A 15,352-nucleotide genomic window follows, 5' to 3' on the forward strand; every position below is an offset into this window, starting at 1 on the left:
AATTGGGATGCCTTGGCCGAGTGTGGCAGGATTTGGCTAAAAAATATCGATTATGTAAAGATTACTTCGAAAATAAAACCCTCTGAATCATCAGAGGGTTTATGATAGTATTTACATCTACAGAATTATAATTAACTTACTTTTCATTTACGAGAAAAAGCCGATCCTCATGCGAGGGTTATTCTCCGTTTTTTTTATGGTTTTTGTTTGGTGAAAACTCAAAGGAGCTTTCTGCATTTTCATTAAGTACAATATAGGCATCAAATTTATTTTCCGATCTGCTTTTCATTCCTTTTATTAATGAAGTTCTGCCTTCATTGACAAGATTTTGGATGTCAGATAAGCTTAATTGCACGCCGCAAATATTGCGAAACTGTATCCAAGAGCATGCTTCATCTGTGCATTTTACAACTTTATCATTAATCATAACGTGCTGGGTTTTGCACTTTGGACATAGGAGTTCCGGCAAGTCATTTTGGGCAATGACAGTCTGCAATAATTCATCTGTAATGCTTGATGCATAATTTTCCATTTCCTTTAAAAACACTGCAGCATCGGCTTTATGGGTTTCGATTTTCTGCAAGGCAAGCTCCCATTGGGCAGTCATTGAAACATCAGCAATCTTTTTGTCTTTTACCAATTCATATACCTGCAGCCCTTTTCCAGTTGGGATTAAGGATTTCATATCGCGTTGAATATAATTGCGTGTAAATAGAGTTTCAATAACGGCCGCTCTAGTTGCAGGGGTACCAATGCCAATATGCTGTAAAGCTTTCCGTTCGTCTTCATTTTCGATATCATTTCCGGCACTTTCCATAGCCGACAAAAGGCTTGCCTCGGTATGAAGAAAAGGCGGTTTTGTTTTCTTTTCCAAAATACAAAGCTCTTTTATTTTAAGTTCATCGCCTTTTTTCAGCTCAGGCAGATCCAGCAGGGGTTCAGTATCATTAGAGAAACTGCCTTTAATGGACCGCCATCCTGCCTCAATAATTCGGGAGCCTTTTGCAGTAAAATCATAATGGAGTATTTGTAGGCTGATATCGGTCAATTCTTTGACGCATGGCTCGGAAATGGCCTCAAGCAATCGAAAGGCAATCATATTGTAAACAGCATTTTCTTTTGCACTAAGTGCTGACGGAATCTTATCGGTAATCAATAATCCATGATGGTCAGTTACTCGGAGATAGTTCACGATACGCTTATTGAATCTGCTCCATTTTATTTGGGAAATGGCCTGTTTGAAGTTTTCCCTCTTTTGTAAAGCTCTTACAAGCCTAGGAATTTCGGGCCAAATGTCTTCAGGAATGTATTTGCTTCCAGTTCGCGGATATGTGATAAACTTCTTTTCGTAAAGACTTTGGGCAATGTTGAGGGTTTCCTCGGCAGAAAGGTTCAGTTTTTTATTGGCTTCTTTCTGAAGGCCGGTAAGGTCGAACAGTAAAGGAGGCTGCTCTGTTTCAATTTTGCCGTCTGCCGATGTGACCATTGCCATTGGGCTTCGCTCAATAGCTTTCAGTACATTGCCGGCTAGTTTTCTGTCGTCCCATTTGATTTTTGAGATGCTTTTAAAATTTATCAGATCTTTGCTATGGGATAACTGTATCTGCGAATAATTTTTTACTGGGAAATCCCTGTTTGCCAGATAGCGTCTGCATATTAATGCCAGTGTAGGAGTCTGAACTCTTCCAAGTGAATATACTCCATTATCGGCAGCTATGGAAAGGGCCTGTGAAGCATTAATGCCCACCAGCCAGTCGGCACGGCTTCTGCCTTGCGCAGCCTGATATAATCCGTCAAATTCTTTTCCGTCTTTCAGGTTATCAAAACCATGTTTGATGGCTTTTTCGGTAAGCGAGCTTATCCAGAGTCGGTTAAAGGGTTTGCTGCATTTCAGGTATTGGTAAATGTACCTGAAAATAAGTTCGCCTTCGCGTCCTGCATCTGTTGCCGCGATAATGCTCTCGCTTTGATTAAATAGGTCTTCAATGATTTTAAGCTGTTTTATTGCGCCTGTATCAGCAGTGCAGCCTTTATCTTTTTTGACCTTTCTGACAGTCAGTAAAAAAGGGTTTGGGAGGATCGGCAGTGATGCTTTTTCAAATCCCGTGATTCCGTAATCTTCAGGCATTCCTAATCCTACAAGATGGCCTAGTGCCCATGTAACAAAATAGCCGTTACCTGTCAGATAGCCATCCTTTTTTTCTGTGGCTTTGATTATAACGGCTATTTCTCTTGCTACGCTCGGTTTTTCTGCAATAACTGTGATCATATCATTACATTTTACGCCCTTTTGATTTGGCAGGAGATTGAGAATCTTCTTGCTGTTCCTGCTGTTTTCTGTCATGAGGATTTGTCTGCCCTGATTTTAAGGGCTCATTTATGTTTTTAGTAGTTTCATTAGTTTTTCCTTCTGAATTTACGGCTGTCTGGGTTTTATGCGCTTCTGATGGTTTTATCTGTTCTTTGATCTTGTCTGGATTTTGGAATGAAAAATCTGTTCTATCGGTCTCCTTATTGTAGGTGATGTATCCGTTATATTCTTTTCCTTTCTTATCCACGAGACCGCTGATGTAGACCGTCTGGCCATCTTGGAGCTTTTGATGCTGCTCATTGTTGAGTTCTTTGTCCCTAAAAGTCTTTTGTGCGCCCTGAGTCTGGTTCTGCTGGTTGCCTTGTGCCTGCTTATTTGGGTCATTTCTGTCAAAGAGAAATTCTACAAAACGTTTGTCGGCATTGAACTGGACAGTTGCGTCAAAGGCGGTTCCTTTTTTGGAAACCATACCTTCCAAAGGAAGCGGTTTTCCTTCCAAGAGAGTCTGCTTTTGCTCTTCACTCAGCTTTATTCCTTTAATTTCATCAGGAATTTTAATGAAGTCAGTACGCAAAGCCACCACTTCATTGGTAAGCCTGTCTATGCTAATTATCGAGGGCAATATTTCATTGTTTTTCGGATTGGTAAGATTAACTACTCGGCCCATATTGCCTGTCCCGAGAAGATTCTCTTTGTCTTCCTTACTGAACTCGTGGCCGAAAAAAGAGAAATTCAGATTAGGTTCTTTTCGGATGCCATGGATGGCCACCACAACCTGTCCTTCATCGTTTTGTTTCAATGATAAACGGGCATCCATTCTGGTAACGGCTGTGCCTAGGTTGAGGCTTACAGGTACGAGTTCATTTGTTTTGTATCCTTTTAGAAGCGGGTCCAGAAGGTTCATTTTTTCTAGTTTTTCCTTACTTAAACCAAGATGGTTTAATGTTTCCCAATCAATCTGTTCCGGTTTGTATTTGTATTCGCTTGTTTCCGGATTTGTCTGTGCTGTTTCCATATCAATTTTATTTTTTTGTTCATATTCTTTTACTTCGTGCTGTTTCATTAATTGGTCGCCTTCAGGAGTCGGGCAATCTATCTGTTTCTGCATGTCTTTAGAAATATCGACAGCCAGTAGTGCGGGGATTTTGAAGAACGAAAAATTAGTTGGGTTCTTCAGCTGGCTGAAAAAATTGGAAAAAAAATTCGAGAATAAATCTCCCTGCTTATCTACCCGCATGAACTGATTCTGATTTTTCCGGGTGGGTTCAGTGGTCTGCAGATTGCCATTCTGGTCAATGCCTTTTACCGCTAGGATTTTCTTTTTTTCTTTATCGAAGACCAGCAGAATATCCGAGAGCTCTTCTGTGATTTTGGGTTTATCATTAATTTTTTCGTCCATAATTTTAAATTTTATATTCATATGCGAAATTAAAAGCGGTGGATGTGCCTATAAAAAGCTGGAATATTGTGGCATCCTTTTTCATCCGTTGGCGTGGGAATTTGGCATTCGGACGTTAAAGCTTTCTCTGATGAACTGGTGCACATCAGAGAGTTTATAATATATTTTTCCGCTGATAGTATAGTAGGGAAGCCTTCGTGAAGAGCGGTAGCGCTGCAGAGACCTTGAGCTTATTTTAAGCATCTGCAATATATCCTGATTGTCCAAAAGCTCTTCACCATCGATGCTGCCGCGTTTTTTTTCAAGTTCTCTAATATGCGCTCCCATAAGATCGAAACGTTCCATTATCCTTTCCATCCAAGAGATGAATTCCATTCTGTCTATGTTCATGGCGTTTTGTTTTGCATTAATGGTGCAAAATTGCCAAAAGCATAAGTCTTTCACTGCCAATGCATGCCAATGTAAAATACTGTTTTGGGAAAATTTTAACGATTAAATAAATTGTCCTAAATAGTTGATTTGATAGGACAGGGCAGTGCTGATAAATGCTGCTGTATGCAGTCGGCCATTCGATGCCAATTGCATCATATTGGCAAGAGGAAAGTATAAGACGCTACAGTTCTTTTTCCATATGCTGTTTAAAGGAAGACTTCAGCTGATCCAGAAATATGCTTTTGCTGTCAGTCCTGTCTTTCATTCGATGGAAGGCATGATGGACATCGCCGAGCTGCACTCTGAACAGAAGCTGGAATACCGTGCTTATTTTACGGATTCCAGCTTTTCCATGAGAAATGCTGCCAGAGGCATGGAGGGCATAAATCAATTCGATCAGGGCATTTTTTGAATCTGTCCAGAAAAAATCCCTGTTTGCCGTATTGCTTTCCGATAATATGCTGGTTTGTTCGGTTTCGGGTTCAATTTTGGAACTCAGGTAGCTGTAAAGCAGTTCGTTTGCTATGATGCGCGCCACTTTATAATCATAGTAGGTAGAAAATTCAGGATCAACTTCAAAAACAAAACTATTTACTCCCTCATGTAGGTCTATTTTGCCAAGGCAAAAAAAGTGGTGGTCCCATTCAGTTCTTCCTGTGCGGTAGTAGCGGTAAAAATCATTGTTGTAAAAATGCTCTTTATATTCCTGCTTGAGGAGATTGAGCTCATTGGAAAAATACTTGTGATGCATTTTACCGCTTATCACCGGACAGGATGCCTCAATGCGGAAAACTTTATTGTAGAATATCAGTTTCCCCAGTATCTGGGGTTTAACGCTTTTAAAAAAATTAATCTCTTCATTTTCATCAGAGAATCCCTTTTCTAAAACATTTTTCTTTACCGTACAAAGCAAGTTTCGAAGCACGGTGGTCATCTGGTAGGATTTTTCAATTATATCTTCAGGATCTAAGCTGAATTGCTGTTCTGCTTTTCGAATAACCTGAAGTGCGTTCTCACATGTGGATCTTATCATGACAACAGATTTTAGATTTATTTGAACAAGGAAAAGCTTTGGGCATCACTGCCCAGAAATTTATTGTGTTTTTTTGTGAAAATATATTTTGGTTGGATCAGCGAACGGTAATGGTTTCGTTCTGCAGTGTCTGCATGAGTTCCATTGCATAATTGTCCCGTGCCTGCACGTATGCTACTTTAGGTATAATGGAAGCGCCAAGTTTTTTCTTCTCAAAAGTTGCCGAGATGCCAAAATCGATCCTTTCAATTTTAAGCTCTCGCGCTCTTTTGATGGTTTGGTATAAAAGCTGTCTGTAGAGATTGAGTCCTTCTGAGGTAACATAGTCCATTCCGATAAGTTCAGGCACATATACAGCTGATGAATTTTTGTAGCAGAACATTATCCCACAGAAATTTCGTTGGACCGAATCTCTAAGCGAGAGGATTATGAACTCCCAGTTTGAGCAACTGTTCATGTTTTGAAATACTTCCCTGCTATAGGTGAAAGTATTTATAGCCAAATTTCGCTCCTTGACATTGCAGTATAGTTCGTAGGCCCACTTTAGCTCTTCTTCATTTAGAGTGTTTTTTATCTCCACATCATAGTATTTCTCAAAAGGAAGTATTTCTTTACTGAAATGTCTTCGCGAACGCGGTGAAAGCAAATCGCCATAACTATTTAAAGCATGCAAATGCTTATTTTCGAGAACACATGATTCTGGCATATCAATCCTAAAATAGCCTTGATTTCTCACCATCTCATCCCATTGGAATCCGTGATCAAAATCGCGCAGAACTAACATATCGGCATCCAGGGAATTGTATTTTTCTTCCAATCTGTTCAAGAGCATTCGTAATGAATGCTCTGCCAGAGGATGGGTCTCGTCAATATAGCAATGTAGACCTTCGGTAAACAATGATCCGGTACTCAGTACTTTGGATGTCATATGAATAGGGTCAGTTTTTCGGAGATCTTCAAGATGTCTTGATACTGATTCCGTGGCGAGCATATCATCTTTCCAGATACCGCATGTGCAGAATGTCATTAAAACCACCTGCTTGTTCTGGTCACGGATAATGTAATAGAAAAAATCCCATTTATTGTCCGGATCAGTACTATCAGCAAAAGTAAGTTCAAGATACCTCATGCCATCCCAGTCTAGGATATTGTGAATGCCCAAATATTTGTTCCATTCCTGCCTGCTGATGTCCGCTATAGTGGTTCGCTCTTCAATTTGAAGCGATTCTGTCTGCTGTTTCTTTGCAGGCAGTTTTGAGCTGATGTCCATTTTAAAAGCCTGACGTATCTTTTCTTCGCTGCTTCCAGTTTCTTCCACTGCTTTCTGGAAATGATAATCCATTGCAGAGACAAGTTCTGATATATCTTTAATCCGATTATGTGCAGATATCGTGATGCGGATGCCAGTATTTTTTATTGGTACGGCCGGATAGATTCCTAGATTCAGGTAAAATCCTTCGTTAAAGAGGCGTTTGGTAAAATTATAAGCTGTTGCTGGTGTTCCCATTCCAATATAGAAAACAGGAGAGTCGTTATCAGAGACTAGGGGCAGACTTGTATTTGAAAGCAGATTTCCGAAATAAGCTGTTTTTTTAGCAAGCTCAGACTGATGCTTCTTGATTTCATCGGAGAGGTGTATGTCACAAGATGCGATCGCGGCTCCTACGGACGCTGGTTCAAGCTGTGCAGAAAATGTGAGAGGGCCGCCAAAAGTTTTGATCTTTTCACGTAATTTATCATCGGTGCAGAAAAATGTGGCACCGCTTGCGCCAAAAGTTTTGCTGAGCGTACTGACCACAACAATATTGTCTTGAAGCGTTCCAATAGAATCAAAGATAAAGCCCGTGCCGTTTTTTCCTTTCCAGCTCATACCGTGCACATCATCAAAATAGAGGTGGAGCTGCTGATATTTATGGGTAAGGCGGATAAGGTCCTGTACTGGTGCATAGTCACCGTACATCGAATAGACGCCGTCGGCCATGTACCATATTTTGCCGGGTCTGCTGCTCAGTGCACGTATCTTGTCTTCAAGCATCTCCAGGTTATTGTGGCGTATCATCTCCACCGGTATTCCCCTTAGTTTTAGCACCTGGCAGGCATTCTGGACGCTCCAATGTGCCTGATGGTCAATAATAACTGCATCTTCATCACGTATAAGTGTAGGGATGATCGCCATATGGCCTAAAGTGCTGTTCTTAGTGATGATCGGCTCTATGCCATACATTTTGCATATCTTGCTTTCAAGCTCGGCATATAAAGGATGGGATAGATAAGTTTTAGAAAGTGGAAACTGAGTTCCATAATTTCTTATTGCGGAAACTGCAGCTTTTTTCAGCCTTTTGTCCTGTTCAAGGCCTAGATAGCCTGTTGTGCCGAAATGCAGCATTTCACTGCCGTGTATCTTTATAGTTCTGCCATTAAGATATTCGCCTTCTGCGCGCAGGTGTAAAATGCCCTCGTCTTTTGCGCTTGAAAAAACAGTATCGACTGTATCGATAAAATTGTTATGCTTGATTTTTGCCATTTTTTTATAAGATTATTTTGGATTTTTTTACTTGATTTTTTTAACACTGAGTGAACTGATAGTTAAAATTCATTATAAAAATTGAAAGTATTTTTGTTTGTATATATTTTAATCCCAATATAGCAACGGTAATTCCCGATTTGACAACAAGTAACCATGTTTTGCAAGAAATAATCCACATTTGACAATTAAAATGTTTCTAAATCTTTATATTTTTGTTAAATTTCAGTTTTAAATTATAGGTCATGATCCCCACACATGAATCTTTTGAGAATCAAAATGCAAGGTTCTGGATTGAAAAAGGAATCCTCTTTTTTGAATACAAACCCAATACGGCAGTAGATCTGCAGGTTGCTATGCGCGTGGTTGCGGACCGGATCGCTTTTCAAAATGAAAGGGAGCTTCCCATATTTTGCGATACTAGGGGAATCGCCTCAATTGACAAGGCGGCCAGGGACTATCTAGCCAAGTCTGGATCACTTCTTGCAAAAGCAGTAGCTCTGATAGGAAGTGAGAATGTTTCCATGACTATGAGCACTTTTTATGTGGAAATCAACAAACCGTCCGTGCCTACCCGAATTTTTATTGTGGAGCAGGAGGCGCTGGACTATCTAATGGACTTCGTTTAGGACAGACGTAAACAGTCAGTCATAGAATATATAAATCAGTACAAATGAAAAATCCTCACAACCGCCAGCGGATGGTATCGATGCATAAGATGTTGTTTGAAATGGCAAGAGGCAATTTCAATAACCAGATTCCTTTGAGCAGCTTCGATGACGAAATTGAAACTTTGGTTGTCCTGGTCAATATGGTTGCGGAAGAACTCAAAGAGTCTGCCTTCCACTCGGGTTTTGTCAACCCCTACATTACTCATAGGATGGTGACGCCCGCTACTTTTATTTTAGATGAAAATCATTCGATAAAAGATGTGAATCAAGGAGCATTGAAAATTTTGGGATATGATTCGGCAGAAATGCTCAATAGGCCAATTAAGGAATTCCTTCTGGATGATTTCTCGGATATGTCAGATATCGAGAAAAGGGAGCTCGAAGAAATGCTTTTATCGGGCGAAATAATTACACTGAATTTTTTAACATACAAAAAGCTGATAGTAAGTGCGGAGTGTTCTGTGTCTAGATTATCGGACGGCAACTTTACGGTTCTCAGCTTCATAACACCTTTTCTCCAGCTTGCTGAAGTTGGTACGGAGGCCCACGAAATAGCAGAGCATAGGCATCATAATTTCAGAAAATCCGATGCGCGCCTGATGCAGCGTGTTTATGATTATGTATTGGATAATTTGGCAGAGCCACTGCCGTCAGTAAAGGAACTGGCAAGGCTTTTTGGCACAAATGATTTTAAGCTTAAAGATGGATTCAGATATTTCTTCCATACAAGCATTTATAAGTTTTATACAGAGGAAAGGCTCAAAAGAGCATACCTAATGATCGAACAGACCGATATTCCTTTGAAGAATATTTCTTTTATGAATGGTTTTAACAGCTATCCAAACTTTTCAAAGTCATTCAAGAAACGATTTGGAACCTCTCCTAACGAAGTAAGCCGAAACAATACTGGCAATCTTTTTTATGAAAGGGACATTAATCCTTCCTGAATAATTATCGCTCCCGATACTACAAGTGATATGAGGTTTTAATTCAGAATTTTACAATCTGAAATCAAATTGAAAAATCATGAAGCGCAGTTTAGGGACAACTTTTAAGAAGTATTTTGTAGAAACAGTCTGCTCATTATTTATTCTGCTTTTTATATATGCCGCAGTAAGCAAAGCGATGGACTTTGAGAATTTCCGCGCCCAGATAGGGCAGTCTCCGCTCTTAAGCCCATTTGCAAATTTTATATCAGTAGGCGTTATTATGGCAGAAATAATTATTTCAGTTCTGCTGGCTGTTCCAAAGGCTAAATATCTTGCACTCTGGCTAGCTGCCGCATTAATGGCAATGTTTACGGCGTACATCATCATCATACTTAATTTCAGTTCATTCATACCTTGCTCCTGTGGGGGTATTTTGGAGAAGATGGGATGGGGACAGCATCTTGTTTTTAATATCGCATTCCTTTTTATGGCAATGGCAGCTGTTAAGTTGAGCACTAAAGACAATGGAGTTTTATTAAAACTTTGTGGAGTTGCAATCGCCAGTGCGGGCATGGTGGTTATTTTATTTGTTTTTTCTGAGGATATAATGGAAAGGGAAAATCCCTTTATAAGACGTTTTCCCAAAGCTTCTGCTGCAAAGACCAATATGCTTGATCTTCGAAATTATTCGTATTATATTGCAGGTGCTCATGGTAATAAAATTTATCTTGGCAATTGGAAAGCTCCTCTTGAGATACTTGAAACAGACTCGAATTTCAAATATACCGTTAAGCATACCATTATCTTGAATAGGGAAAACTATAGCTATAAAGCCGTGGAGGTTAGAATCCATTATCCTTATTTTTATGTTATGGATGGTACCGTGCCAGTCATTTATAGAGGACTGGTTTCAAACTGGAAGGCATCGGTACTTACAGAGGGAAAGTTCCATTTTTCCAGTATTGTTTTCCTTGATCCAAATCAGTTTGCCTTCCGCACTCAAAAGCCTCCATCAGGCGAGAATATCATGGGTTATGGCATAGGTTATCCAGCACCACATATTCAGTATAGTGATGAGGTATTTCAAAAGCAAAAGGATGGAATTTTTGACACAGACGGAACACTGCAGTACAGCGATAAAATGCAGAAGATAATATTCACCTATTATTACAGGAACCAGTATATCATTGCTGAGAATAATCTCAAAGTTAAGGCTAGACCGCGCACCATAGACACTACTGTCCACGCAAAGTTAAAAGTGGTAAAATTAGAAAAGTCTGGAGATATAAAATTAAGCGCGCCTCCCTATACCGTCAACAGAAACACTTCTGTAATCGGAAAATTGCTTTTTGTCAATTCAATGCTTAGAGGAAGATACGAAGATGAGAAGGTATGGAAAAATGCAACCGTAATTGATGTCTACGATATTGCGAAACAGACTTACGTGCTTAGTTTTTATGTCTATGATCAGACGCAGAATATCAAAATGGGAAGCTTTTTTGCGGCAGACTCTGCGCTATATGCCATTTCAGGACATTATCTGCTTAAGTATGAATATGGCAAAAGAATCAATTCAATAATCTATTAGTAAGAAAATATAAAAAATATACCGGCCGGTAGCAGGATCTTGACCGAAAACCTGTAGAAAAGAGTAGGTCTCTATTAAATAATTAAATTTTAGATATTATGAAATCAACAATTTTAAAAGCATTTGCTCTGCCATTGGCAGCATTTGCTCTAGCAAGCGCTGGTGCAGCCAGCACTGCTGATGCGGAAAAAAGTAAAACATCTGCAGTGATTCAAGCTTACATCCACAATCCTGCAGAGGATGATTGTGAGCCTGTAACTGTAAATTGTGAGCCAGGAAACGGGCAATTATGTACCAGCGGTTCTTTTGAGGCCTATGGAAAAGATAATGAAAACAGTGATTGTAATGTCCAATTGCGCCGCCTTTAGATGAATCAAATTATTAACAAAAGATAATGCAGTTTCAAATTGAAACTGCATTTTTTTTCCGGCTAGTCATTGGAAGTTCCGTAAGAAATCCATTCGGCCGTTTTTTTATCTTTTAAAAAATAGTCAAACCACTCCATAATCCTCCTGCTAAGGTCTTCCTGATTTGAAGCTTTTTTAAGGTTATGGTCTTCTGTAGGGTAGATCAGCATTACACTTGGCTTTTTAAGCTTTCTAAGCGCGAGGTAGTAAGCCACACTTTGGGTGTAGGGGACAACGCGGTCTTCCTTCCCTGACCAAAGAAGTAGAGGAGTATTTATTTTATCGGCATTTAAAAGCGGATTATTTTTTAGATAGTTTTCCTTTTTTTCAAAAAGTGAGTTTCCTATTCGATACTGCTGGCTTTCAAATCGCCACATCTCTGACTGTGCAATTCCATTTCTGCTGATGTTGAAATAGTACCCTATAATGTCGCTGATCCCGGCACCAGATGCCGCTACGGAAAATAGCCCTGTCTGCGAAATAATGAAATTAGCCTCATATCCTCCGAAGGAATGCCCATAAAGTCCGATCCTTTTCCTATCTACAAAGCCTTTTTCCAGGACAGCATTAACGGCGGATTTTACGGATTCTAAGGCTGATATTCCAGGATTACCCTTTTTATAGATGATGTCAGGCAGAAGCACAAAATATCCATTAATAGAGTAGTTGGTGATGTTAAATCCAATAGTGCTCTGCAGGGAAGGATTCTGGTAATTATTTACAAGACCAGACATGTTTTCGTAAATGTACACAATCATCGGATATTTTTTAGAAGGATTGAAACCTGCTGGATAAATCATTGCGGACTTGACCATTTCACCTGCGGAGTCACGGCAGTATACCATTTCTGATTTTCCATAAAAGTATTCTTTTTGATGCAGATTCGATTTAAATAGGATTGATTGATTAGTACCGTTTTTTTTGAATTCAAGTTGGGGAGGATTATTATAAGTCTGGGATGTATAGGCAAAGCAGTGGTTTTTGCTTTGCAGAAGCTGTTCGAATTTTTTGCTCCCATGTACAATCAGTTTTTCCCCTGCTTTAAAATTCAGAGAATGATATCCTGTGGAATGGTCTTTTATATTTCTACTCTCAAAAATAAGATCTTCATCCATGGAGAAGGTTTTATTTAGAGTGGGATTATTTAGACGAAAGGAAATATTCTTTTCGCGTCCTTTTGTCAATCGTCTGATGTATGATCCGTCAGCTGCCGCCATCCATATATCATACTGGTCATAAAGCAGAATGTTTTTTCCGTCGATACTCCATCCTGCGCAGCCGTAAACGCTGAACTGGCTCCTAATTGAAGGTTCGGAATCGTTGTCCCAAGAAATTTGTGTATTTTCTGTGAGGTTAATGTGCTGTCTGTCAATCGGATTAAAGATCCACCAGTTTTTCTCGCGGTAATATAGAATCCTGTTACTGGAAGGGTCGAATTTCATCTGCGCAGGATCTATGGACTGCTTTTTTAAAAATTGGATTGTGCTATCGCTTCTTAATTGTTTTATGTAAAAATCTGCTTCCTCATAATATTTATCTTGAAGCCCATAAGGGTTTTTATCGAAGATGACGGCAAAATCCTGTCTTCCGGTTATTCCAAAGGTAAAATGCCCTTCTTCATTCAGCTTAAAAAAGGAATCAGTTTCAGGGAACCAGACCGCTTTTTTCGGACTTTCTGCTCCATTTTGCATCTTGTTCCTTGCAGGATAAAGCGATTTATCATTCCCGTTCCATACTTCAACTGTTGCATCTGTTTTTTGGGAATTTGAAGACTTGTTTCGGATTAGCATGAAGAAAACTTTTTTTCCGTCTTTAGAAATCTGAAGAGGCAGCTTGGAATTGATGATCAGGTCTGCACCAAGTTTCTTATCATTTAAATTAAATGAAAATAGCCGGCTATCTCCAGCTCTGTAATAGTATAGCCCTGTTTTATTACTTACCGAGTCCATTACTGAAAGAAACGCAACATTACTGTCCTGCCAAGTGGGTTTAAAAAGCCTATAAGGGCTTTTTTCAGTAATCAAGACTTTCTGATAATTGCCGAAATGGATAATGCCGCTTTCGTAAAAATTATTTTTTTTGGCTATGTAAAGCAAATCTTCACTGTGAGAATTCATTACATACTCCGTGATGCCGCTAATGGTATCTAGAGTTTTTCCATTACCATTGTATAAGGTGAGCAATTTATCTTTACTTCCAGTGGAAGCAGTTACGATGAATTTGCCTTTTAAAGGCAGCTCGTAGCTGGCCACATCTTTCAATACTGCTGTTGTTAGAGAAGTGAGATTGAAGAGCCTTAGATTGGATTTAGCATCTAGAAAAGCAAATATAGCTTCTCCTGCAAACTTTCCGTCTTTTCCTTTTGGAAATGGGTAGGTCTTATTTGTGGAGGTATTGCAGAGAAACAATGTATCCACTGCACTTTCGTACCGCATTTCAAAGCTTATCCATTTTCCTTTCTCTGATATGCTTTTCAGCTCCAGCGTACCCCAGCGGCTATAATCTCCTTCTGTGGCTTGCGTCATTTGCCTCGCCTGTCCCATACAGGGACAGGCAGATGGCAAAATCCACAAATTCAACAAATTCAAAATAAAAATTCTAAAATGGTTTCGCATCGAATTGAATTTCTTTACTTATTTCTAATAGCCCTGATTCTGCGGATTCAAGTTTGGATTTGAATTTAATTCCAAAACAGGAATCGGCCAGAGCCGGTCATTGGCATTCCAGCCGGGTTTTAAAGGAGACAAGGCTTCATCTAGTTTTCCAAAGCGCTTAAGGTCAAAGAACCTTTGGCCAAATTCGGTAAACAGTTCAAAACGGCGCTGCTGCAAAATATCGGCTATAATATCTTCGGAAGAAATTGCGGCGGTATTTGAAAGGCCTGCAGCATATCTGATGATGTTCAGATCTTCTTTTGCTCCTGTAAGATCTCCCTGATTAGCTCTAGCTTCTGAACGTATCAGATACTGTTCAGCCAGACGAAGCACAACGGAATATTCCAGTGAGCTGGAAGTAGGCTGGTCCTGCTTGTACTTATAGGCATAATGCCACCTTTGAGCGCCGTTGGTCACCATTGCAGTCCACTGGGTCTTTCTTTTATCTTCCGGCTCAAATGAATTGATGAATTCTTCTCTCAAGCCTACAATAGGCGGAGGACCCACCTTAAAGATGTAGAGGTCGCCTTCCTGCGTATTGGCGCCAGCAGTTCCAGGCATCAGCTGCCAGATTGTTTCTGTGCTGCCTTTCAGAAATATCCTGTCAAGATTGCTTTCCTTTTTATACAAAGGGTTATTGATTACTGAAGATGCGGCGGCAGAGGCTTCGGGATATAATTTCATATAAAGATAAAGTCTTGCAAGCAGGGCTTTGGCAGCACTTCGATTAGGCCTTATTCTCTCATTTGATATATATTTCTCAGGCAGATGGTCTGCTGCTCTTTTTAGATCTTCAAGAGCGTTCTGATATATCTGGCCTGTCGTCACTTTTGAGATTTTGCTGTTAATTGTATAATCTGTTGTGGTTACATAAGGAATATCACCGTAAATGCCTGTTAGGGTAAAATGGAGAATAGCTCTTACAAACAGCGATTCACCCATCAGCTGATTCTTTTGATCCTGCGTTAAGGCTGCGGATTTTTGGATACCTTCAATGATGCTGTTTGCAACGTAAATCTGATTGTAGCTCTGATTCCAAATATCACTTACCTGAGGAGTTCCTGCAGTAAGACTGTTATTGAATAAATTGCTGACGCTGTTGGGCTGGTAGTAATTGAATTCGTCTGCGTAGAGGCCAAGCATAGAGGACAGGCCCGTTGTACTGCCAGCAAGAATGCCGTTCATTCTCAGTTTCGTGTACAATCCCGCCATTGCTGCATTTGCTGTTTCAGCATCCTCAAAGGCGGCATCTGAGGTCAGCTGGGATTTAGGCAGGTCTACTTCGACAAAATTATCGCAGGAGCTAAAAAAAATGAATGTTAAGACGGCTGATAGCACCAGCATTAAAAATCTATTGCTTTTTTTGCAGAAACCAGTCTGCAGAACTTCTATGCTATTTTTCAT

Annotated in this window: 11 protein-coding genes; 4 read left to right on the top strand and 7 right to left on the bottom strand. The window is 39.8% G+C overall.

Features of this window, described 5'->3' with window-relative positions; genetic code table 11:
- Positions 1-178: 178 nt before the first annotated feature.
- The 5 genes from ACHRV0_RS12935 to ACHRV0_RS12955 form a co-directional block, all read right to left on the bottom strand.
- Complete coding sequence (locus ACHRV0_RS12935; protein WP_395441117.1) at positions 179-2,269, bottom strand: DNA topoisomerase; 2,091 nt, start codon at positions 2,267-2,269, stop codon at positions 179-181.
- A 4-nt stretch (positions 2,270-2,273) separates the two neighbouring features.
- A complete protein-coding gene (locus tag ACHRV0_RS12940) occupies positions 2,274-3,710 on the bottom strand; it encodes a DUF3945 domain-containing protein (protein ID WP_395441118.1) in 1,437 nt (478 codons plus the stop codon).
- Between the two features lie 81 nt (positions 3,711-3,791).
- Positions 3,792-4,100 carry a helix-turn-helix domain-containing protein gene (locus ACHRV0_RS12945; protein ID WP_395441119.1) on the bottom strand — a complete coding sequence of 103 codons (309 nt, stop codon included), beginning with the start codon at positions 4,098-4,100 and terminating at the stop codon, positions 3,792-3,794.
- 223 nt (positions 4,101-4,323) lie between these two features.
- On the bottom strand, positions 4,324-5,172 hold the full coding sequence (locus ACHRV0_RS12950; protein ID WP_395441275.1) for an RteC domain-containing protein: 849 nt from the start codon (positions 5,170-5,172) through the stop codon (positions 4,324-4,326).
- A 100-nt stretch (positions 5,173-5,272) separates the two neighbouring features.
- Positions 5,273-7,699 carry an aminotransferase class I/II-fold pyridoxal phosphate-dependent enzyme gene (locus ACHRV0_RS12955; RefSeq protein WP_395441120.1) on the bottom strand — a complete coding sequence of 809 codons (2,427 nt, stop codon included), beginning with the start codon at positions 7,697-7,699 and terminating at the stop codon, positions 5,273-5,275.
- Positions 7,700-7,944: 245 nt separating this feature from the next.
- On the opposite strand from ACHRV0_RS12955, the gene ACHRV0_RS12960 reads away from it, so the two are divergent.
- From ACHRV0_RS12960 to ACHRV0_RS12975, 4 genes are all read left to right on the top strand, one after another.
- On the top strand, positions 7,945-8,328 hold the full coding sequence (locus ACHRV0_RS12960; protein WP_395441121.1) for a hypothetical protein: 384 nt from the start codon (positions 7,945-7,947) through the stop codon (positions 8,326-8,328).
- Positions 8,329-8,372: 44 nt separating this feature from the next.
- Entirely contained in the window at positions 8,373-9,317 is a 945-nt protein-coding gene (locus tag ACHRV0_RS12965) for a helix-turn-helix domain-containing protein (protein WP_395441122.1), read from the top strand.
- A gap of 79 nt (positions 9,318-9,396) precedes the next feature.
- Complete coding sequence (locus tag ACHRV0_RS12970) at positions 9,397-10,887, top strand: MauE/DoxX family redox-associated membrane protein (protein WP_395441123.1); 1,491 nt, start codon at positions 9,397-9,399, stop codon at positions 10,885-10,887.
- Positions 10,888-10,985: 98 nt separating this feature from the next.
- On the top strand, positions 10,986-11,255 hold the full coding sequence (locus ACHRV0_RS12975; RefSeq protein ID WP_276173400.1) for a hypothetical protein: 270 nt from the start codon (positions 10,986-10,988) through the stop codon (positions 11,253-11,255).
- A gap of 62 nt (positions 11,256-11,317) precedes the next feature.
- Here the strand turns inward: ACHRV0_RS12975 and ACHRV0_RS12980 are convergent, their stop codons facing one another.
- Positions 11,318-13,819 carry a prolyl oligopeptidase family serine peptidase gene (locus tag ACHRV0_RS12980; RefSeq protein ID WP_395441124.1) on the bottom strand — a complete coding sequence of 834 codons (2,502 nt, stop codon included), beginning with the start codon at positions 13,817-13,819 and terminating at the stop codon, positions 11,318-11,320.
- Positions 13,820-13,933: 114 nt separating this feature from the next.
- Positions 13,934-15,352, bottom strand: a complete 1,419-nt coding sequence (locus tag ACHRV0_RS12985; RefSeq protein WP_395441125.1) for a RagB/SusD family nutrient uptake outer membrane protein — start codon at positions 15,350-15,352, stop codon at positions 13,934-13,936.

It is taken from the genome of Flavobacterium sp. FlaQc-30, from assembly GCF_044005885.1.
Lineage (GTDB): Bacteria > Bacteroidota > Bacteroidia > Flavobacteriales > Flavobacteriaceae > Flavobacterium.